Here is a 21,711-nt window from a genome sequence, read left to right on the forward strand (position 1 = left end):
TGATGTTTCACAGCAACGCCCGCCTGAAGTCCTCAAGCATCCGCACCAGTGCGGCCACGAAGCGTGCGGCGGCGGCTCCATCGATGACGCGGTGATCGTACGAGAGTGATAGCGGAAGCACCAGCCGGGGCCGGAAGGCTTCGCCATCCCATACCGGCTTCATGGCTGCGCGCGACACCCCGAGGATGGCAACTTCCGGAGCATTCACGATAGGGGTGAATGCCGAGCCACCGATGCCGCCCAGTGAGCTGATCGAGAAGCAGCCGCCCTGCATGTCGGCGGGGCCCAGGCGTCCCTCCCGGGCTTTCGCGGCGAGGTGGGCGGCTTCCCCGGCGATCTGCACGATACCCTTGCCGTCGACCTGCCGGATCACCGGCACGACCAGGCCCTCGGGGGTATCCGCCGCGAAACCGATGTTGACGTATTTCTTCAGGATGAGCACATCACCACGTGCATCCAGCGAGGCGTTGAAGACCGGAAACTTCGTCAGAAGTACGCCGACGGCTTTCACGAGGAAGGCGAGCAAGGTCACCTTGATGTCTCCGCTTTCCTGGGATGTCAACTTGCGGAAGCGTTCCAGTTCGGTGATATCGGCCTCGTCGTGATGGGTGACATGAGGTATCAGCGCCCAGTTGCGGGCGAGGTTTGCCGCGGACATCTTGCGTATGCGGCTGAAGGCTTCTTCTTCGGTATCACCAAAGCGTGCGTGGTCCACCTGGGGCCATGGGAGTAATCCCGGAGCGGGCGCCGGGCTACCGGTGCCCATCTGCGACACGGCAACATCCGTATCGCGCTCTGCGTCCAGATCTTGGGGACGAATACGACCACCACGTCCCGATCCCGAGACACGATGAATATCCAGGCCAAGTGATCGTGCCATCCTGCGCACATGAGGACTGGCATAAGGCACGCGGCCGTTTGATGGAATCGTCACCGCGGCAGAGACAACCGGCATCGGTAACGGGGATTCAGGCACGTGTTCGGGCATCGGTTGCACGGCGGCCGGTGGATTGTCTTGCACCGGCTTCTCCGAGATGACGCCGAGCAGGGCGATCACGTCACCTTCGGAAACAACATCGCCAATGGATGCTCTCAGTTCGCGCACGATGCCTGCGGCGGGCGAGGGTACTTCCATCGTGGCTTTGTCCGACTCCAGGGTGGCGATTTCCTGTTCGCTCACAATGCTGTCGCCCACCGCCACCAGCCACTCGATCAGGGGAACGTTCTTTGCGCCGCCCAGATCGGGAATACGCAGTTCTACCAGGGTTTCCATAGTGGTCGTATCGCCTCAGATGCCTGCCGGGTCCGGCTTGTCCGAATGGATGCCGAATCGCGTCATGGCATCGGTCACCATGGAACGCGCAAGCACGCCTTCGTCGGCCAGCGCCTTCAATGCGGCCACGACCACGAAATGGCGATCGACCTCGAAGAAGGTCCTGAGCGATGCACGCGTATCCGAGCGCCCGAACCCATCCGTGCCCAGGGCGACGAAACGACGGTCGTGCACATAGGGGCGGATCTGGTCGGCGACGATCTTCATGTAATCGGTAGCCACCACGACCGGGCCGATACGCTCCGAGAGGCAGGCCTGGACATACGGTGTCCGTGGATCGGCCTCGGGATGAAGCAGATTCCAGCGCTCGACGGCCATGCCTTCACGCCGCAGCTCGGTAAGACTGGTGGCGCTCCATACATCGGCCGCTACGCCGAATTGCTCTTCGAGCAGTGTCGCCGCCGCAATCACCTCGTTGAGGATGGCGCCGCTACCCATGAGCTGCACGCGCGATGCGTCTTTTACGGCCATAGCGCTTTCGCGCAGCAGATAAAGCCCGCGCACGATACCCTCGGCCGAGCCCTCCGGCATCGGCGGCTGCGGATAATTCTCGTTGAGCAGCGTGATGTAGTAGTAAACGTCTTCCTGCTCGGCGAACATCCGGCGCATGCCATCCTGCACGATGGTAGCCAGCTCGTAACCGAAGGTGGGATCGTACGACACACAGCTGGGAATGACCGAGGCCAGTACATGGCTGTGTCCGTCATCGTGCTGAAGCCCTTCACCCATGAGCGTGGTCCGCCCTGACGTTGCACCCAGCAGGAATCCGCGCGTACGCGCATCTGCGGCGGCCCAGGCCAGGTCGCCTACGCGTTGCAGGCCGAACATGGAGTAGAAGATGTAGAACGGCACCATGGACAGCGCATGATTGCTGTACGACGTACCGGCGGCGATCCAGGACGAAATGGCGCCCGATTCGTTGATGCCCTCCTGCAGGATCTGACCGTCCGTGGCTTCCTTGTAATAGCTCAGCTGGCCGGCGTCCTGCGGCGTATACAACTGGCCGAGATAGGAATGGATGCCGATCTGGCGGAACAGGCCTTCCATGCCGAAGGTACGCGACTCGTCCGGCACGATGGGCACCACGCGCTTGCCCAGCTCCTTGTCCTTGAGCAGGGTGGAGAGGATGCGCACGAAGGCCATCGTCGTGGACTGCGGGCGCTCGCCGCTGCCTTCCAGCAGGGCACTGAACGCCGTCATCGGCGGGGCAGGCAGCGCATCCGCCTTCTGCAACCGGTAGGGGATGTAGCCGCCCAGCGCCTGCCGGCGTGCCGAGAGATAGGTGGCTTCGGCGCTGCCGGGCTCCGGGCGCAGGTAGGGCATGTCGTCCAGCTCGTCGTCGCGCACGGGCAGATGGAAGCGGTCGCGGAAGGCCCGCACGGCATCCGCGCTCATCTTCTTCAACTGGTGGTTGATGTTCTGGCCTTCGCCGGCTTCTCCCATGCCGAAACCCTTCACTGTCTTGGCCAGGATCACCGTGGGCCGGCCGGTTTCCTTCACGGCCTCCGCATAGGCGGCATACACCTTCTCCGGGTCGTGACCGCCACGGCTGAGGTTCCAGATGTCCTCGTCGGACATGCCTGCCACCAGTTCGAGCAGCTCCGGGTATTTACCGAAGAAATGCTCGCGTACGTAGGCGCCGTTCTGCGACTTGAACGTCTGGTAGTCGCCGTCCACGCATTCCATCATCCGCTGCCTCAGCAGGCCGGACGTGTCGCGGGCCAGAAGATCGTCCCAGCCGCGCCCCCAGATCACCTTGATCACATGCCATCCCGCCGCACGGAAGGTGCCTTCCAGTTCCTGGATTACCTTGCTGTTGCCGCGGACCGGGCCGTCGAGCCGCTGGAGATTGCAGTTGACGACGAAGATCAGGTTGTCCAGCCGCTCCCGGCCACCGACGGCAATGGCCGCCAGCGATTCGGGCTGGTCCATCTCTCCGTCACCGAGGAAGGCCCACACCTTGCGCCCCTGGTGCTGCTTCAGCCCGCGATATTCGAGGTAGCGCATGAAGCGCGCCTGGTAGGCTGCCATCAGGGGACCGAGACCCATGGATACGGTGGGGAACTGCCAGAAGCCCGGCATCAGGCGCGGATGCGGATACGACGACAGGCCATCGCGATCCGTCTCGCGACGGAAGTTCTCCATTACGGGCTCTTCGATCCGCCCCTCGACATAAGCCCGTCCATAGATGCCCGGGGCCGAATGGCCCTGGATGAACACCATGTCGCCATCGAAGCTATCCGTACGACCACGGAAGAAATGTTCGAAGCCCACGTCATACAACACGGCCGCCGACTGATAGGTCGCGATATGTCCGCCCACGTTGGAGTGCCTGCCTGCACGCAACACCATCACCATCGCATTCCAGCGGACGAAGCCGTTCAGTCGCCGCTCGATGGCGAGGTCGCCGGGGTAGGCCGGCTGCCGCTCGGGGCGGATCGTGTTGATGTAGTCGGTCGTCACGCGGCCGTGCATGTCGCCGAAGCGCTGGGCATCGGCCGTGCCCAGCCTGTCCATGAGGTAGTGGGCACGTGGACGGCCATCGGCGGCCGTCACCGCTTCCAGCGCTTCCAGCCACTCCCGGGTTTCTTCGGGATCGAGGTCGGGCTGCGCATCGAGATGAGTCATGGAAAATCTCCAGGCGAAAGGCATCGGCCGCTCGCAGGGGTTTGCGACGGCATGCAGAGTAGGGAATAGGGCACGGCCCTAACGATTGCATTTGCAATCGTCATGAGAGGCATCATGCCGCGATAGAATTGCGATTGCAACTCACCATTCAGCGGAACAGAAAGCGTGGCCCAGAAAGAGCCTGACCTGTGGTTTTCCTATGTACGTTCCCACCGGGCGCTGATCCGCGAGATCGAGCGCAGGCTCGCCGAGGCTGACCTGCCCACCTACGCCTGGTACGACATCCTGTGGGGCGTGGAGAGCGGGGAAGGCGGTAGCCGACGCATGCACGAGCTGGCCGATGCACTAGTGATCGAGCGCTACAACCTCACGCGTATCGTTGACCGCATGGAGCGGGATGGGCTGGTGATCCGCTCACGCTCGGCAACTGACGGCCGTGCGGCCTTTGTCGCGATTACCCCGCAAGGCCGCGACCTGCGCAAGCGCATGTGGCGGATCTACAAGACGGCCATCGACGAGCTGTTCCTGGCCCAGTTCACCGATATGGATCACGCAGGCATGGCGGCTGCCCTGGACCAGGCCGCCCTGGCGGCCAATGAAGGCGGGGCGACGTAAGTCCGCTCAAGGCGGGGATGCGCAAATACGGCATTTAACGATCGACATTACTTGCGATACGACCCTGCCGGTTTGGCATAGCGGCCGACCGGTGCGCTGATGAGAATCCGATAGAGTGCACGCACTGTGCCCCATCGGGAGAGAATGGTTATGGCATACCCGGAATCAGTGAACGGCCAGATCACGGATGCCGTCACACAGACCAATGTGCGTGTGCTCGACGGTCAAGTACAAGCCAGCAGCGTCGATGCATTGGCCACGTTCTATCAGGAAACCGCACACGCGATGGCCACGCTTTCGCAGAACGCGGTCAACCTGCAACAGCAGCAGGACATCCTGCAGCAGGCGGCGACCAACCAGGGCATCATGCAGATCTACTCCATGGATACCGCACTTGGTGCGGCACAAACGGAGGCTGGCGAAGACATCGCCGATTCGCTGAAGGTGCAGGGCAGCAGGCTCGCAACCGATAGCGCCACGTCGTCGGCCATCGATGCACTGCAGCGTGCCGAGACGGATGGCGACAGTGCCTGGGCAAAGGAAATACGCAGTGCGATGCACGCCGTCGCGGATTCCCTACGGCATCTCCAGGCCGTGGCCAATGACACAAGTCTCACCCTGCTGAAGCAGGCGGCCATTGGGGCGATCCTCGCCAGGCTGGTTGCCGCACCCGATCAGCTGGAGTCCTTCAGGGGTGTGCTGAAATTGATCGAAGAGCTCTGAACCATACCTCTCTTCAACGTTGTGGTTTTGTCCGGAAAGCCATGCTAGGTTCCGAAAGCCGCTATGTCGCGGCCTATCACCCAGTGGAGCGTTCTCATGGACAAGCTAGACCTGGCTAAGCATGACGAAAGCATGGCCAATCCGTTCGGTATCCAGATGGAAGGACCGCTGCAGCGTACGACCGCAGCGATGAAGCACGAGCCCAAGATTGCGGACAGCGGCGACATCGGCCGCTTTGGTTCGCTTGGCGGTGGCGACTGGGGTTGATTTCGCTTGACCATCCGTCCTGATAACCAGTGACGAATGTTTCGGGGCCGCCTCCTCAAGGAGGCGGCTTTCTTTTTAGGGAGATCGATGGTGATCACGGCAGATGTCGCGCTGGCTGACCTTTCGCTGGAGCCGGTATGGCAGGAGGGGACGCTCGCTATCGGGGACAGTCGCATCACCCCCTATGCGCATCGCATGCTGGAAACCGTACTGGTCCACGCCTCGGACCGATGGTTCATCACCGTCAGGGAGCGACTGGCATCGCGCCCTTCATCGGCCGCCTTCATCCGGCATGAGGCCGACGACGCCTCATATGCCCGGCTGTACGAAGAGTGCATGCTCTGGCCGCTCGACTACCTGGTGATCGAGGTGGCGCGTGCCGGTCATCGCCTGCGCGTACGTGCCGGCATCCTCGGCTCAGTCCCCGTGTATTGCCGGGTGGCGGACGACCGGGTGGTCATCTCCTGGAACTCCGCCGATTTCGGCACCGGACCCATGGCGATCGACGCCGAGGTCGCCAGCCATTGGCTGGCCATGCATACGATGTATTCGGCCCGACAGCTATATATCGGCGTCAGCCTGCTCACCGAGCGCGCATCGCTGCATGTAGAGCCGGGCAGGGCGTCTTATCGCTATCCCGAACCCATGGCGCCGACCATTCCATCGGAAGGCGTACCGGGGCAGGACGTCATCGCTGCCTTTGGCGACGCGCTGCAGCGGGCTATTTCCCTGCGCCCGCTCGAGGCTGCATCCACATCGATCGAACTCAGTGGCGGCATGGATTCCGCGAGTGTCGCCACGGCCCTCGCAGCGCAGGTACGAGGCATCGCCAGCAAGGGCATTCTCCTGGGCGGTGATGTCCGCGTTCCCCAGGTGCAGCGCCGGGCCATTATTGTGGAACGACTGGGCCTGCTCGACGATACGGTGGACATTGACGCCTGGCCGCCCGACCTGGGCTTGTCGCCGTCCCGGCCAGGGGCGTACGGTTTCTATCGCGATTTCTACCTCGAAGCCTGTGCCGCCCTGTGGGAATCTGCGCGGCAACAGGGACGCGATGTGCTCTTCACCGGCATAGGTGGTGATGAACTGTTTCCCACCTATGCCAATGAAATCGCACAGGGCCGGAAGAGCGAAGCCCCCTGGGCATCCGAGGCCCGTCGTCATGCCGAAGGACTGCTCACGCCATCGGCCATGAGTGCCGCACGCAGTCTGCGAACCTTCGATGCCCCGGCCAGCCCCGTACCCGCCACGTCACTGATGGCCCAGGCCTGCCGTGCACCCGACCTGCTGCGGCGCGGCCAGTGGCCGGTGAACCCGCTGAGTGATCCTTACCTGGTCTTGTTCTGCCATCGCCTTCCCACGGAAAACCGCCGTGGACGCGAGACCATCCGACAATATCTTCAGGCCCATCTCGGCGATGACGTCTTTCCACGTGGCTACGTCAAGGAAACCTTCGCCGGGGTATTGCCACCCCTGATCTCGCAGCACGAAAAAACACTCACCTCGCAGCTGAAGGAATGCGCCCTGGCGGATCTGGGGCTTGTCGACCACCATGCCGTGCTTGCATTATTGACGACGATCGTCGAAACGCGAACACATGCGGCCACGTCGGCATTTACCTCGTTCCTCTCGCTGGAACGCTGCGCCCGGCAGGCCTCGTCCTGATCGCATCGACCGCAAGGCACAGCCAGGGAGAAAGCCATGCAGGATGCCCGCAAGAACGACCGTTCCCTGGCATGGGATGTCACACGGGCGGTGGCATGCGCCATGGTGGTGATGGTGCATGTGTGTGCCATCGATTTCTATGCGTTCGGTCCGTTATGGGCACCGTCGGTCGTATATGACGCGATGTGCCGCGTTGCCGTGCCGCTGTTCTTCATGCTTTCGGGGGCATTGATCCTGCGCAAGGACGAACCCGTCCTGCCGTTCTATCGCAAGCGTATTCCCCGGCTACTGATGCCACTGGTGTTCTGGACCATCGTGTATGTCTACCTGTTTGGCGACAGGTCGATACCGCCAATGCAGCAGCTGGCGCATTACCTGATGCTGCCCTTCGAACACCTGTGGTACCTGTATACCGCATTAGGGCTTTACCTGGCGGCGCCTTATATCGGCCGGATGTTTCGCGCCTCTACGGATGCCGAAATCAGGATATTCATTGCCCTGTGGCTTTTAGTCGCCTGCGTTTTGAACCAGATAAGCCTCTTCTTCGCTGAGTCCTGGAACCCACCTGACCTTTGGGGCGCACAATTCTTTTCAGGATTCATGGGCTATTTCGTCCTGGGCGCCTACCTGGAACGCTGCAGGCCCGCCACGTTGGGTATCGGCCGCTGGACATGCGCACTCGTCTTCCTGGCGTCATCGTCCGTCATCGTGCTGGGCACCTGTCTGTACTCGACCCATATCAGTGAGCCGAACGAATTCTTCTTCTCTTATCTGACGCCCCTGGTCGCGATATCGTCCGTGGCGGCCTATCTGTTCCTCACCGGCATCACAACCTTGCCAGCACGCAGCGTCACACTCGTCAGATGGATATCTGACAGCTCCCTCGGCATCTATTGCCTGCATCCGATGCTCATCTGGCTGTATGTGAAACACTGGCACCTTGATGACGGACTGGGCCTGATATGGCTTCGCATTCCCGTCATATGGGGTGTGGTCTTTGTCTCCACGGCCGCTTTGGTCTATCTGGCAAGGAAGCTTCCGCCGTTGCGCCGGATTACGTAAAGAAAGACGCGTGATCGCTCGTTGCCTTCAGCAGCCGATCAAGAAACAGCCTTACTCTCGGCGTGGCATCCGCCCTGTCCTGAAAGCAGGCAAAGTAGGCGAGATGCTCGGCCGGCCACGTCGATCCGGGTTTGCGAGCCACCGGGCCTGGTACCTGTGACAGGACAGCAACCAATCGCCCCTGGTGAATCAGCGGATCAGCCACGTAATGCGGCAGCCGTACGATGCCTGCGCCCGATATCGCAAGCTCCGTCAGGGTATCCCCATCATTGGCGACCATCGTGGCGCCGAAGTCGGGCCTGATCTGCGTGCCTGCCCCGGAAAACATCCATGGCAATACCTGTCCATCCACCGGTGAGCGGAATACGAGGCATGTGTGCTGGGCCAGTTCTGCCGGCGTCCGGGGGGCCTTTCGGGTTTCCAGATAAACGGGTGCCACGCAGTAGACGAAGGGCACCTTGCCGATGGAGCGAGCGATGAGGCTTGCCTTCAACTGCTCGTCGTAACGGATGCTGACGTCGATATCTTCGCGCACATGATCGAAGCTGCGATCGGCAACCACCAGCTCGACAGACACCTCGGGATAGCTGCGTAGATAGTCAGCCACCATGGGCGCAAGCACGTGGCGGGCAAACATGACCGAAGAGGCCACCCGCAACCGGCCTCGCGGGGCCTGCTGGAGATCACCTGCGACTTCGCGTGCGCCCTCAAGCTCCCTGAGCGGCCCTCTCACCCGGTCAAGATAGGCCTGCCCACCCTCGGTCAGGGCAAGCTGGCGCGTGCTGCGGCGCAAGAGGCGAATACCCAGCGAGGCCTCCAGGCGCGCGATGTTCTGGCTGGTGGCCGCCGCCGAGATACCCAGGCGACGCCCGGCCGCCGCGATGCTGCCTTCCTCCACGGCGATGACGAAGCACTGTATGCCCTTGAGCGAATCCATAGACGACTTATAAATACCTGGATTCGTAAGTTTAACTTAAAGCCATACCCGGTTCCGGCCGGCTTCTGCGCCGGCCTTCAAGGCCTCAGAGTGACGGTCTTATCCGCACCATCGGCCTGAACTTGGATATCTCGTCATTCCTGAAGCGGCTGCCCAAGGCCGAACTGCACGTGCACGTGGAGGGCACGCTTGAGCCGGACATGTTGTTCGAGCTGGCGCGTCGCAATGACGTGGCGCTGCCATGGCCCGACCCGGAATCGCTCCGGCAGGCCTACGCGTTCGAGAACCTCGAACATTTTCTTGAGTTGTACTTCGCGGGCTGCCGGGTGTTGCGCCGTGAGCGCGATTTCCACGATGTGACATATGCCTACCTGGCTCGTGCGCATGAAGATGGCATCATCCGGGCGGAGATGTTCCTCGGCCCACAAAGCTTTACCTCGGCCGGGGTGCCCATTGAGGACATCATGGGCGGCGTGCTGTCTGCCGTGGATCGCGCTTCGCGCAACCTGGGCATCGACGGGGCGTTGCTGGTCAGCGCACACCGCCATCGTCCCGTGCAGGAAGCCTTGAACATGATGGACAGTGTCATGCCCTGGGCCGACAGCATCGCGGGCTTCGGCCTGGGAGGGGCTGAACGAAACAATCCACCGGCACCGTTCAAGACATATTTCGATACCTGCCGTGCTCGTGGTTTCCGGACGACGGCCCATGCCGGCGAGGAAGGCCCCTCGGCCTATGTGCGCGATGCCGTGGAAGTGCTCGATGTCGATCGGATAGACCATGGCACCGCCTGCATGGACGATGAGGATCTCGTTGATCTTCTCGTCCGGCGGCAGATCCCCTTGACTGTATGTCCGCTGTCGAATCTGCGTTTGAACGGCGTCCCGTCGCTGGACGTACATCCCCTTGGCCGGATGCTCGATGCGGGGCTATGCGTCACGATCAACTCCGACGATCCCTCCTACTTCGGCGGCTACGTTCTCGACAACTACCTGGCTGTTCATCGGGAACTGGCACTGAGCGGTGAGCAGTTGGTTGTCCTGGCCCGCAACAGCATCAGGGCGGCCTTCATGCCGCCTGCCGGGATCGCCGATGGTCTGAGGCGCATCGACGCTTATCTTGCCTCGATACCCCCGCTGGCCTGACGGCACTCCAAAAAACCTGGTCAAAGGCCCGGCTGATCTTGCACTACCCACGTCACGTTTCACGGCGGCAGCGGCCCGATTCGCGCCGCCGGATGTATGCCATGGGCATCATCATGGCCTGCGGTGCCCTGGGGCTGATTGCCCGCGCCGTCGATATCCAGATCGTACGCAGGTCATTCTATGTCGCACAGGGCGACGCACGCTTCGTGCGCGGCAAGAGCATCGTGGCCGACCGTGGCGTCATACGTGATCGCCGCGGTCTGGTACTCGCCATCTCCACGCCCGTGTCGAGCCTGTGGGCCGATCCTGCTTTTCGCACGACAGGACCGGAACAACTCGGAAGACTTTCCCAGGTGCTCGCTCTCGCACCCGGGCAGGTCGAGGAACTGACGGGGCAGCTCGGGCGCCGGCGTTTTGCCTACGTCGCCCGACGCATAGCACCGGATATCGCTGCGCGTGCCATGGCACTGTCGATCCCGGGGCTGCACATCCAAACCGAATACAAGCGCTATTACCCCAATGGCCGCAGCATCGCCCATGTCGTGGGCAACACCGACGTGGACGACCGCGGACAGGCGGGCCTGGAATGGATGTATGACGCGTGGTTACGTGGCACACGCGGCGAAGAGCAGGTCATCGTGGACGGTGGACGGCGTATCGTGAATGTCACCGGACAGATCAAGGCTGCGACTCCTGGTCACGATCTTACGATCAGCATCGACAGCAGGCTTCAGTATCTGGCGTATCGCGACCTTCAGGCGGCAGTGGAAAAGAACCAGGCCAGCAGCGGCAGCATCGTCATCATGGATGTGCACACGGGGGAAGTCCTGGTCATGACCAACTTCCCCAGTTACAACCCGAATAATCCGGGTCTGGGCGAGGTCGGCGACAGGAGGAACCTCGCCATGACGGACATGCAGGAGCCCGGCTCGACCATCAAGCCCCTGACCATGGCCATTGCCCTGAATGAAGGTGTCATCACGCCTGAAACCACGTTCGACACTTCGCCCGGATACATGAAGATCGGTGGATACACGATCCGCGACGTCGAGGGCAACAATGGCGTGCTTACCAGTACCGGCATCATCACCAAAAGCTCGAATGTCGGCGCCGCCAAGGTGGCGGCAAGAATGGACGACAGATACTACTACGAACACTTGCGTCGCTTCGGACTCGGCAACGCGACGGGCACGGGATTTCCGGGAGAAGCCTCCGGCGTCTTGCCCGAGCCCGCCCACTGGAGTGCATCGACCAAAAGCAGCATGGCCTATGGCTACAGCCTGTCGCTGAGCGCCCTGCAACTTGCCCAGGCATATAGCGCGCTGGGTAACGATGGAGTCCTCGTCGCGCCCACCTTCATCGCGAACGACACGGTACGCCGTCGTTCCGTAGTCTCCGCGGATGCTGCCCACCATGTGGTTCGGATGATGGAAACCGTCATCACGCAGGGCGGTGCGCGTGCAGCTGCGTTGCCCGGCTATCGGGTCGCAGGCAAGACCGGCACCGCCCGCGCCAATGGTCCGGGCGGATACCGTGCCGATCACTACAACTCGCTTTTCGTGGGACTGCTTCCGGCCGACAGCCCCCGGTATGTCACCGTCGTCATCATCCGTGACCCGAGCGGCGGAAAATTCTTCGGCGGACAGGTCTCCGCACCGGTATACGGTGCATTGATGCCGGATGTCGTCCGCTTGACCGGGGTGGCGCCTTCAGAGCCCTGACAGGTGCAGGTCGGAGGCCTCGCCCATCGCCTGCATGCCGGCGGCATTGGGGTGCAGATGGTCGCCTGCGTCATACTGCGGGAGCATTCGCCGGGGATGCTGTGGATCGCGGATGGCCTTGTCGAAATCCACTACGCCGTCAAATACCCCGGACGTGCGTATCCAGGTGTTCGTTGCCTGGCGCGTGGCCTCGCGTGCCTCGGTGAAGTATGAGTGCCCTTCGCTGGGAAGGATCGTGGCGCCGATGATCCGGATACCTGCCGCGTGGGCACGCCGGATCAGCTGCTGATAGCCGTCGATGAGATCGGCAGCGGTGAGCACGCGTCCATCGGGACCCGCATCGGCGCCGATATCGTTGATGCCTTCCAGCAGGATCACGGTGCGCACGTTGGGCAACGACAGCACGTCATGATCGAAACGATGCAGGGCGCTGATGCCTCGCGCCGGATCGGGCCCATCGGTGAGCAGGCGGTTTCCCCCGATGCCGACATTGGCGACCGCGACAGGCTTGCCGGCGGCGACAAGACGACGCGACAGGACATCGGGCCAGCGTGCGTTGGCGCTTACCGGTGTCTTGTAGCCGTCGGTGATCGAATCGCCGAATGCCACCACCGTTCTGCTGCCGGTGGCCTCCACGGTCATCGCGGATACGTAGTACCACGACGTGCCAATTGGCTTGAATGCGTCATCGTTGATGTCGGTGGCATGATCGCCTGCACCAGGCATCGTGGCATAGGTGGTCTCGAATGCGTCCTGATGCCAGGTGGAAGCAGCGGTCGTTTCAGGCAGATAAAGGCTGACCGCCAGGTTCTGTCCGGCGGCCACCCGCATCGGGACCGGATCGGTCCATATCTCGCTCCCGGCAGGAATGGTGAAGCTGGTCTTACCGCCCACCGTGAGGGCATGCAGGCTCCCGGGCTGCAGGGTCGCCGCCTTGGACTGAACGGACAGCGTGGCGTGCGCGATGTTGAGCGGCCCCGTGGAATACAGGTTAGACAGCCGCAGACGGGGCGCCCTGCCGCTTGCGGATGGGTGCACCACCATGCGCACCGTCTGAGCCTGGAACGAACGACCACCGGCGGCGGCACCGATCGCCCAGGTCGCCACGCGCGTGTTTGTGTCGTCTGCCGCGCTTACGGCCGCGGCAGCCAACGCGAGCCAGCTCATCGCAAGGAAGGTCACCACGAACGCACGCTTTGCCATCTCAGTTCACCAGTGTCCGGCGTTCGCCGGGGTTCAATGCCACGGAAAAGGATCTGCCATTCGATACAACCACGGTCTTGCCTCCGGCCTTGCTGTACAGGCTCAAGGCGGTGACCTTGCCATCACGCCAGTTCATGTCGAGCTGAAAGCCGCCCCGTGCCCCCAGGCCTCGGATGCTGCCCGTGCGCCAGGCCGAGGGCAGGGCAGGCAGCAGTTCGATGTGTCCCGGTCGAGAGTAGAGCAGCATTTCGAGGATGGCGACAGGCGTACCGAAATTGGCATCGATCTGGAAGGCATCCGAACTGGCGTCCAGCTGGTAGAAGTCAAAGAAGTTCGCCGTCGTACCGTTGCTGTGATTCATCGCCGGCAGCAGGTTGGTCAACAGCAGCTGATAGGCATTGTCCGCGTGCTTCAGCCGCGCCCAGCAGATGGCGCGCCATGCGCAACCCCAGCCATAGCCGGTCATGCCGCGGGCCGTCAGCAGTTGCTTCACGCCTTCGATCAGCTCGGCGGGGCTGTCTTCCAGGCGGATCCGGTCACCCGGGAAGAAACCGATCAATGGCGACAGGTGCCGATGAGTGACTTCACCCAGGTTTTCCGGCGTCATCCACTCTTCCAGCCAGCCCGTCGCTTCACTCACGCGCGGCAGGTACAGCCTGTCGCGCAAGGCCATGAAACGGGCTGCCGCCTCCTTGTCGAGCTGCAGCAATTCGCTCGATTGTTGGAAATGGCCGAACAGGTCCCACGCAAGCTCCTGCGCATAGGTGATGCCCCGCCTATCCTGAGGCCCTTGCTCAGGTGACCAGTCTGCGTCGTCGACAAGCACTTCCCGGGGCTGGCCAGTGGCCGGGTCTGCCACTGTCGCGGTGACGAGCCGCGCCTCCCAGAACTCACAGGCGCCCTTGAGCAGGGGATGAATACGTGCAAGATGCTGGCGATCCTGCGTGTACTCAAAGTGCTGCCACAGGCTGTTGCACAGCCAGGCGTTGGACGCCGGATGCCACCACCAGCCGTTGCCGCCGTAGATGTTGGTGGAAAAGGCCACCGTCCATCCGGCGACCTTGCCCGAGCTGTTGCGGAAATGGTTGCGCGGATCGTTGAACCGGTCGCGGGCGATCGCCGTCCAGGACTCGACCTGAGCAAGGCAATAGTCGGTCAGGGCGTCGAAGCACGAGGACAACCCGGCGCGGTCCGGCAGCCAGTAGTTCATCTGGATATTGATGTCGGTGTGGTAATCGCCCATCCAGGGCGGCGAGTTGTCCGCCATCCAGAGTCCCTGCAAGCCCGTGGGCAGGTTGTCGCGCGAACCGGCAATCGTCAGGTAGCGACCGAATTGTAGGTAGCTGGCCTCCAGTTCCGGGTCGGGCAGGGAGTTTTCCTTTGCCCGCAGCTGAAGACGGGTCCAGGTGTCTAGTGAGCGCTGCGTCACGGATGACGCACCCAGGTCGATATCCATCGTGCCGAACAAACGTCCGTGGTCGGCCACATGCGTGTGTCGCAAGGTGTCTGCCGATACGCCAAGCGCGGCGGCGATTTTCTCCTGCGCCCGAACCAGTGGATCAAGGGTGGCATCCAGATAGTTGCGCTTGAGATCGGGCACGTAACTCGTGCCTCCGCAGAAGACGGCGGTGAGGGAGTCGCAACCATCGAAATGGATACCATCAGCTTCACTGCGTATCCGGCCTCCCGATCCGGAAACACGCACGGCGGCGCCATAGCGCAATCCGTTGTCAAAGTGGCCCTGGAGTACGCGAGCCTCGCCGTCCGCGCGTGGCGTTTCACCATGGGCCCCTTGCAGGTCCAGTACCCCGTTATAACTACCGCCACCTGACTGGGTCAGGTGCATGACGATGACGTCGTCGGGATGGCTGGCATATACCTCCCGCCGGTACGTCACACCGTCTTTGCGATACGACATCCTGACTACGCCCTGCGCCATGTCCAGTTCGCGGCGAAAATCCTGCAGCGCTGCCAAATCATGTCCGGCGATGTGCAGGTAAAGCTTTGCCATCATGACCAGGCTGCCGAAGTCGCTGGTCTCGTAACCGAACTGGCCGTCGTTGCCCAGCGACGCATTACGACCGCCCAGCCACATCGATCCATCGGTGATGTAGAGAAAATCCCGCATGGGATCACCACCTACCAGGGCACCGATGCGGCCGTTGCCGATGGGAAGACCCTCGCGAAGAACATTCGCTTCGCCGGCCGGTGACGGATACCAGAGCGTGAGCCTGCGTGGGCCTGCGGGAGAGGCGGGCAGGGCACTGGATCGTTCGACGGCAGCGCAGACATTGAAGGCCGGCATCCCTACCAGAGGCAGCAGCCCCATCATGCCGCCCACCTTCAGAAAACGACGGCGTGCCGCCAACGTTGAATCGTCCTCATGCCCCATGGGCGCTCCCCTGATTGATCAACTCCGATTCCCGCCGCGGACGGACTCACTCCAGACCCAGTCCATCATTTGTACTACAAATAGCAAGCTAAGCGGCGACCCCGGTCATGTCAAGGGAACGTCTTGCATCAAGCTATCGCACGGCATGGAATACGTGATCGCGTCACAAATGCGGCATCGCAACAAACATATCTCGACGTTTTATCCGATTGACGATTGTGATCATCCGTTCAGGTATGGATGATCCGTTCCGTGGACAGCGTATGGACGTCCAATCGACATCGCACAGGGGCTAGCGTCGACCTGTCCGGATTGGACGATCCACCCACGTAAACGAATCGAAGCACATAGCCGGCGACTTCATTGCTGGCAGGGGATTCGTGTGCGTGGAAAACGCTTCCTGACAGCGACATCAACCTGGGAGTCTATCCGAATGAAGCTTTATTCCGCAGTTACTGCAAACAGGATCGGGCGACGGGCAGTCGCATCTGCCGTCACCATGGCCCTGATGACCATGACCGCAACGGCATACGCCGCCACGTTTGCGCCTTCAAGTACCACCTCGGGCATTTCGGCCTCGGACAGCGTGCAGCAGCCGGCTGCTGGCACCAACCTGGCACTCAACCAGCCTGTTACGGCTTCGGATGTCGAAAATCCGATCGCTTTCAAGGCCAACAACGTCAACGACGGCGACACCACCACCCGCTGGTCGTCGGGGTTCACGGATGACCAGTGGATCGCTGTCGATCTGGGCTCGGTGCAGTCGGTGGGCAAGGTGGTACTCAACTGGGAAAACGCCTATGCCACCGACTACCTGATCGAAGTGTCGATCGATGGCCAGACATGGCAGACGGCCGATGAAAACCCGGCTGGTGCGGGCGGCATCGAAACCCGCGTCTTTCCAGCCGTGTCGGCCCGCTATGTGCGCATGCATGGCGTGAAGCGCGCGACAGGCTACGGCTATTCCCTGTGGGAACTGGGCGTCTATGCACCGGATGCCACAGGCACCGCACCTCCGGGCTCAGGCAGCAACGACCCGTCCGAAGGCTTCAACTACCAGGTATACCCTGGCTTCATCGGTACGCAGCTGCGTAACGTCACCAACGGGCAGTGGCGCGACGACCAGATCTATGTCGAAATCCTCGCCCGCGATCCGAACAAGAAGGACGCGGCCAACCAGGATGCGATGTCGTACATCACACCCGATGGCACGCTGGTCGCGCTCAAGGAAGAAGACAACAACGGCCCGGGCCACCTGACCAAGAACGGCCAGAACTATCCGAACTATGCCTTCACCCTGGCCCAGGCCAAGCTGCTGAAGCTTCCCGAGTCGGAATCGGGCCGCATCTTCGTGTCCTTCGGCGAGCCGATGTACATGAGCGTGGTCAAGGGTGCGGATGGCAGCATCGGCTTTGCCGGGCCCAATCCGCTCAACGGCACCGACCCGAACGTGGGCCTTTACTACGACTGGTACGAATACACCTGGAACGACAACGCCCTGTTCATCAACACGACACAGGTCGACCAGTTCTCGATTCCGCTCGCGCTCGATGTCTACGGTGGCAACAAGACGCGCCACCTGAACTCGGGCATCACCCAGACACGCGCACAGGTATTGCAGGAGTACAACACGGAGGTACCGGTGGAATTCCAGCTCGTCGACACGAACCCCGTGCGCATCTTCGCTCCGGGCAAGGACGCCTTCGACACCGGCAAGCCGCAGGAGCATTACTTCGACGCATACATCGACGAGGCCTGGACCTATTACCAGACCCACACGCTGACCATCAATCGCGGTGCCGAGCAGTATGTGGGTACGGTGGTCAACGATGTCCTGGTATTCCAGCACGTCAACTGGGCCCAGACCCCGAACGCCGGTGAACCCGAGGGCTTCCAGTTCCAGGTATTCAAACCGACCACGCAGGACGTCCTGGAAGGCAAGGGCAACCTGGCCCGGGCCAGTGATGGCGATGTGTGGGGTGTCACGCCGCAGCTGGAAGCGCAGATCTGCGCGGCGTTCAACCGTCACGTCATGGAAGACACCCCGTTGTGGAAGAACGCCTCGGCGTTTTACCAGCAGGCTCCGGCCAACTATTACTCCCGCTTCTGGCATGTCCACGGCGTGAATGGGAAGGCCTATGGCTTTGCTTACGACGATGTGTCCGACCAGAGCTCGACGCTGATCGAGAGCCAGCCGGAGCATCTTGAGCTGGGCATCGGCTGGTAAACACCAGGGCTCCCACCCCGATGGTAGTGATGCCGGTACCGGAGGGGTGTGGGCCAACGATGTGGTGGTCGCGCGCAAGGCGCGCTCCTACAAGCCGCTGTAGGAGCGCGCCTTGCGCGCGACCACCACATGCAGGAACACCACTACTCAGCGTCAACCGCACTCAAATTGGCCGACCCCGCCATCACCAGCCGCGACGCCAGTGAAAAATGCCGGAAAATAAAAAACAACGCCCGCACATTCACGTCTACCGACACATCGGTAGCCACCATTCCCGTCCCATCCACCGCAGGCGCAAATCCATAAGCGATATCCATCGTCTTGACCCGGCCGATCAACGGACCCGCCGCGTGCCGCATATGCAGCTGCAGATGGCTGATGTACGGAGCGTCCTGCGCATCGCGAATGACTTCGGCCGTCCCTTCAAATTCCATATCTTCCTTGTCGTCAATCTTCACACCCTTCGGAGTGGCGGTGTCGTCAGGCACGCGGTGCGTACGAAAACGATAGATCGACCGACCACCCTCGGATGAAATAAGTTTCGCCTTCGTCCCGATCACATCCTTGAGCGTGCCATACGAGGCCAGCACCTCATCAGGCTTCTTCTTCAGATCGACTGTCTCGTGCTCGATCTCAGGCTCATCGCCTCCGGTCATCGTATGGGTGGTGATGACGATCCCGTTAGCTGCACTCCGGGGCTGGGCCTGCCGGGCGAGGGCCTGGTCCAACAGCGCATCATTGGCCAGAAGCTGCGCCGAAGGGCACGCCAGAAGCAACACGACAAACAGGCGGTAGCGCATGATCTCTCCCCATGGCATGCACGGCTCCCCCGTGCCACGGGAAAAACTATCCCTACGGCCGAGCCGGTGCGCGGGCCATAGGTCACGGCCTGGTCCGGAAGCCCTGCTGCCGATGTTCTCGCCCCAATGCTTCCTTCTAGCCCAACGCACCAACGGCCCTGGCGACATCCGCCGCAGGCGGCGCGCCGAACATCCGCTTGTAGTCCCTGGTGAACTGGGACTGGCTGTCGTATCCCACGGTGGCGGCGACGGCACCTGCCGAACGAGGCTCGGCCAGCAGCAGTTTGCGCGCCTCCTGAAGGCGAAGCCGCGTGCGGTATTGCACGGGTGTCATCAGCGTTACCGCCTTGAAGTGACGATGGAACGACGTGACGCTCATGCTGGCCATGTCGGCCAGCGTATCGATGGACATCGCATCCGCGTAATGGGACTGGATCCATTGCACCGCGCGACCTACCTGCGCCACATGCGACCCATTCTGGGCCAGTTGCCGCAATACGCCACCCAGCGGACCACAAAACACCCGGTAATAGATTTCCTGGACGACCAGGGGCGATACAAACGGGATATCGTCCGGGCGATCCAGCAGACCCAGCAGGCGGGCAAAAGGCTCCAGCAGATCCGGCGTCATCCGGGCGGTTGCTACGCCAGCCGATGATGTCGGCGCCGGGCCATGTTTCATGGGCAGTCGCGCCATGGCTTCGGCGAGCACGGCTCTGTCTATGTCCAGCGTCAATGCCAGATGAGAGCGACCTTCGGCATCGAGAAATACCTGCGTGCACACGGGAAGCTCCACCGTCACCAGCAGGAAGGTCGAGGTATCGGCCCGGAACGGCGCATCGCCGGCTGCCACCGTTTTGCTCCCCCTAAGAATGACTACCATGCGCGGACGGTAGAAGAGGGTCGGCCGAGAACTGGCAAAAAAAGCGCACTTTGGGTCGTAAGCCTATGATCAGGCGCCTCTTTATGACCTTCGACAGAACGTCTCATTCACACTAAGGCGTGGTTCCGGGAATCTGAATTGATGCGAGCCATTTAGTCCGTGCATTAGGCACGTGGTCCGCGTACTCGGTACAGATTCCATCTCTCGCCCACCCGCACGCCGCTTACCGCGATGATTACGGAAACGATTGAACCAACCGCGGCGCCAAGGATGTCTTGCGGCCAATGAATGCCGGCAGCCACTCGCGCCCAGGCCATTAGGGCTGCGCACACGCCCACGGCTAGCGCACCCCCGGCGTGCCGACGTGTCGCCAAAACCATCGCCCATATGCAAGAGACGGTTACGTGAGTACTCGGCATGGAATTATTCGCCGCGTGAGCGACCCAGGCAGGTCCGTAACCGGCCGCGAATGGCCTGGGTTGATACGCTGCCCAGGAAATGAACGCCTCCGAGGCAATGGCCAGCCCCGTTGCACAGAGTCCTACCAAGACCCCGCCCCACTCACGGTCTCGTAGCAAACATCCGGCCGAAACCAATAGACCGATGATCAAGGGCAATTCGCACGCCGCGCTCAAGAGCGCGCTTCCCAGAGCCGTCGGTGGAGCGCCCAAGTGGATTGCAGCGTAGACGATGTGATTCCACGTGTCGGATGTGGGATCGCTTGCGAACGCCGACAAGTCAGGCTCCCCTTCGCTTCTTTCGGGCCTGCCACCAAGCGCTACTGACGAGAATGGCCGCAAGCCCCAATGCGAATGAAATGGCCGGCCAAGCGTGGCTCGGTGATGACCATGCGACTAGGCCTCCGGCCAAGCACACAAAAATCACAATCGTCGTCGCATAAGCCACATCGTCGACAACTACGGCAACGAGTTCCGCGACAATGGCTCGCCACCAAGAACGCCGGGTCATGACGGGATCCCTGCACGTGACGAAAGTTCGCGACGGCATGCAATGACGCCGGCAGACGCTGCGACGGCATAGAGCAAAATCAAGCCGAGTACCGATAAGTCGCCGCCAGGCCAGACGATGCCGCGCCCCTCGCCCACCCAGAATGTTCCAAAGGCAGTTAGCAGCACGCCGACGGTGAACTTGAGTGTATTTTCGGGTACACGTGCCAAGGGGCGATGAACCAGTGCCCCTAGGGCAATAACGAGCAATAGCGCCGCTACCGCGCCCACGCTTGCCGACCACAAGCGGTCACGCCCGGCTGCTCCGAGAGCGATCACAATGAAGACGACTTCGATGCCTTCAAGAAGCGTGATCTTCATTGCTGTCATGAATGCGACCTTATCGAAAGCGGTAGAGCGCTGCCCGAGAGCAATCAGCTGCGCCTGCTCGGCTTCGAATGCGGCGGTCTCATCGTGGAGGGCGATGACCCCCGCCGCACGCAGCATGGCCTTGCGCAGCCAACGCATCCCAAAGAGCAGTAGGAGCGCGCCCACAAGGAGTTGGACGACTCCTAGCGGTATACGCGCCATGGCGGGTCCGAAGAACAATACCGCCAATCCGAGGATGAGCATCGCCGCTGCAACACCGGCGAGCGCGTCGCGCCATCCCCTTACTACCCCGACCGCGAGCACGATAGTGAGTGCCTCAACAAACTCGACCAACGAGGCTAAGAACGCAGCGATGGTTGTAGGCGCTGTTGTCGTCCATGCAGACATTAGCGAGACTTCTCCGCTGACACTTTTTCATTGCCGCCGCCGTCCAGGCGACCGTACTCGACCTCGCTCCGTGCGTAAAACACGTCGACGTTCTCGGCTGCCATTGCTGCCATGAGGGCGTTGCAGGTCGCCTCATCGGTAACGACGGAGACGGTGACAGGACGATCGGCCATCTCGAAGAAACTGGCAGAGTGCATCTTTCCTCCGTGGCCGAAGCCGGCGCCGTCCACCGTCAGTGTTCCTCCCTCTGCACCGAGTTCGCGTGCTTTCTGCAGGATCCACTGACCCACTGTATCGCCATGGATCTTTCGATCTTCCTGAGTGAAAAACAGGATGCGGAACCCTTCCATTGTCGTTCTCCGAGTTACGAACAAGACGGTCGGTAG

17 protein-coding genes and 1 pseudogene are annotated in these 21,711 nt (G+C 61.7%); 8 read left to right on the plus strand and 10 right to left on the minus strand.

Features of this window, described 5'->3' with window-relative positions; translation table 11 throughout:
* Window positions 1-7 precede the first annotated feature (7 nt).
* Both KR767_RS16755 and aceE read right to left on the minus strand, forming a co-directional pair.
* On the minus strand, window positions 8-1,273 hold the full coding sequence (locus KR767_RS16755) for a 2-oxo acid dehydrogenase subunit E2 (RefSeq protein WP_250877096.1): 1,266 nt from the start codon (window positions 1,271-1,273) through the stop codon (window positions 8-10).
* Window positions 1,274-1,288: 15 nt separating this feature from the next.
* Window positions 1,289-3,961, minus strand: a complete 2,673-nt coding sequence (gene aceE / locus KR767_RS16760; protein ID WP_250877097.1) for a pyruvate dehydrogenase (acetyl-transferring), homodimeric type — start codon at window positions 3,959-3,961, stop codon at window positions 1,289-1,291.
* A 165-nt stretch (window positions 3,962-4,126) separates the two neighbouring features.
* Here aceE and KR767_RS16765 point away from each other — a divergent pair, with 165 nt between their 5' ends.
* From KR767_RS16765 to KR767_RS16785, 5 genes and pseudogenes are all read left to right on the plus strand, one after another.
* A complete protein-coding gene (locus KR767_RS16765; RefSeq protein ID WP_166946565.1) occupies window positions 4,127-4,576 on the plus strand; it encodes a MarR family winged helix-turn-helix transcriptional regulator in 450 nt (149 codons plus the stop codon).
* 150 nt (window positions 4,577-4,726) lie between these two features.
* Window positions 4,727-5,017, plus strand: a pseudogene (locus KR767_RS21455) (RebB family R body protein); the annotation flags it as partial.
* A gap of 378 nt (window positions 5,018-5,395) precedes the next feature.
* Complete coding sequence (locus tag KR767_RS16775) at window positions 5,396-5,566, plus strand: hypothetical protein (RefSeq protein ID WP_166946567.1); 171 nt, start codon at window positions 5,396-5,398, stop codon at window positions 5,564-5,566.
* A gap of 87 nt (window positions 5,567-5,653) precedes the next feature.
* Window positions 5,654-7,231, plus strand: coding sequence for a macrolactam cyclase family protein (locus KR767_RS16780; RefSeq protein WP_250877099.1), 1,578 nt, complete (start codon window positions 5,654-5,656; stop codon window positions 7,229-7,231).
* Window positions 7,232-7,267: 36 nt separating this feature from the next.
* A complete protein-coding gene (locus KR767_RS16785) occupies window positions 7,268-8,293 on the plus strand; it encodes an acyltransferase (protein WP_250877100.1) in 1,026 nt (341 codons plus the stop codon).
* On the opposite strand, the gene KR767_RS16790 is transcribed toward KR767_RS16785, so the two are convergent.
* On the minus strand, window positions 8,286-9,230 hold the full coding sequence (locus KR767_RS16790) for a LysR family transcriptional regulator (protein ID WP_250877101.1): 945 nt from the start codon (window positions 9,228-9,230) through the stop codon (window positions 8,286-8,288). The genes KR767_RS16785 and KR767_RS16790 overlap by 8 nt on opposite strands.
* 122 nt (window positions 9,231-9,352) lie before the next feature.
* Between KR767_RS16790 and KR767_RS16795 the strand changes: the two genes are divergently transcribed.
* Window positions 9,353-10,375, plus strand: a complete 1,023-nt coding sequence (locus tag KR767_RS16795) for an adenosine deaminase (protein WP_250877102.1) — start codon at window positions 9,353-9,355, stop codon at window positions 10,373-10,375.
* A 101-nt stretch (window positions 10,376-10,476) separates the two neighbouring features.
* A complete protein-coding gene (locus tag KR767_RS16800; RefSeq protein ID WP_250877103.1) occupies window positions 10,477-12,096 on the plus strand; it encodes a peptidoglycan D,D-transpeptidase FtsI family protein in 1,620 nt (539 codons plus the stop codon).
* Here the strand turns inward: KR767_RS16800 and KR767_RS16805 are convergent.
* Both KR767_RS16805 and KR767_RS16810 read right to left on the minus strand, forming a co-directional pair.
* Window positions 12,085-13,299 carry an SGNH/GDSL hydrolase family protein gene (locus KR767_RS16805; RefSeq protein ID WP_250877104.1) on the minus strand — a complete coding sequence of 405 codons (1,215 nt, stop codon included), beginning with the start codon at window positions 13,297-13,299 and terminating at the stop codon, window positions 12,085-12,087. The genes KR767_RS16800 and KR767_RS16805 overlap by 12 nt on opposite strands.
* A gap of 1 nt (window position 13,300) precedes the next feature.
* On the minus strand, window positions 13,301-15,691 hold the full coding sequence (locus KR767_RS16810; RefSeq protein ID WP_250877105.1) for a glycosyl hydrolase family 95 catalytic domain-containing protein: 2,391 nt from the start codon (window positions 15,689-15,691) through the stop codon (window positions 13,301-13,303).
* A 508-nt stretch (window positions 15,692-16,199) separates the two neighbouring features.
* Here KR767_RS16810 and KR767_RS16815 point away from each other — a divergent pair.
* A complete protein-coding gene (locus tag KR767_RS16815; protein WP_250877106.1) occupies window positions 16,200-17,918 on the plus strand; it encodes a beta-1,3-glucanase family protein in 1,719 nt (572 codons plus the stop codon).
* 143 nt (window positions 17,919-18,061) lie between these two features.
* Here KR767_RS16815 and KR767_RS16820 read toward each other — a convergent pair whose 3' ends face one another.
* The 5 genes from KR767_RS16820 to KR767_RS16835 form a co-directional block, all read right to left on the minus strand.
* Entirely contained in the window at window positions 18,062-18,718 is a 657-nt protein-coding gene (locus tag KR767_RS16820) for a hypothetical protein (protein WP_250877107.1), read from the minus strand.
* Between the two features lie 136 nt (window positions 18,719-18,854).
* A complete protein-coding gene (locus tag KR767_RS16825; protein ID WP_250877108.1) occupies window positions 18,855-19,571 on the minus strand; it encodes an AraC family transcriptional regulator in 717 nt (238 codons plus the stop codon).
* A 194-nt stretch (window positions 19,572-19,765) separates the two neighbouring features.
* A complete protein-coding gene (locus KR767_RS21460) occupies window positions 19,766-20,401 on the minus strand; it encodes a phosphatase PAP2 family protein (protein ID WP_425602686.1) in 636 nt (211 codons plus the stop codon).
* A gap of 165 nt (window positions 20,402-20,566) precedes the next feature.
* Window positions 20,567-21,325 carry a COG4280 domain-containing protein gene (locus KR767_RS16830; protein WP_250877109.1) on the minus strand — a complete coding sequence of 253 codons (759 nt, stop codon included), beginning with the start codon at window positions 21,323-21,325 and terminating at the stop codon, window positions 20,567-20,569.
* Window positions 21,325-21,675: a DUF190 domain-containing protein gene (locus KR767_RS16835; protein ID WP_250877110.1), complete on the minus strand. Its 351-nt coding sequence runs from the start codon at window positions 21,673-21,675 to the stop codon at window positions 21,325-21,327. The genes KR767_RS16830 and KR767_RS16835 overlap by 1 nt, the downstream gene beginning before the upstream one ends.
* Between the last annotated feature and the right edge of the window lie 36 nt (window positions 21,676-21,711).

Origin of the sequence: Luteibacter anthropi, assembly GCF_023699965.1 — a bacterium.
Lineage (GTDB): Bacteria > Pseudomonadota > Gammaproteobacteria > Xanthomonadales > Rhodanobacteraceae > Luteibacter > Luteibacter anthropi.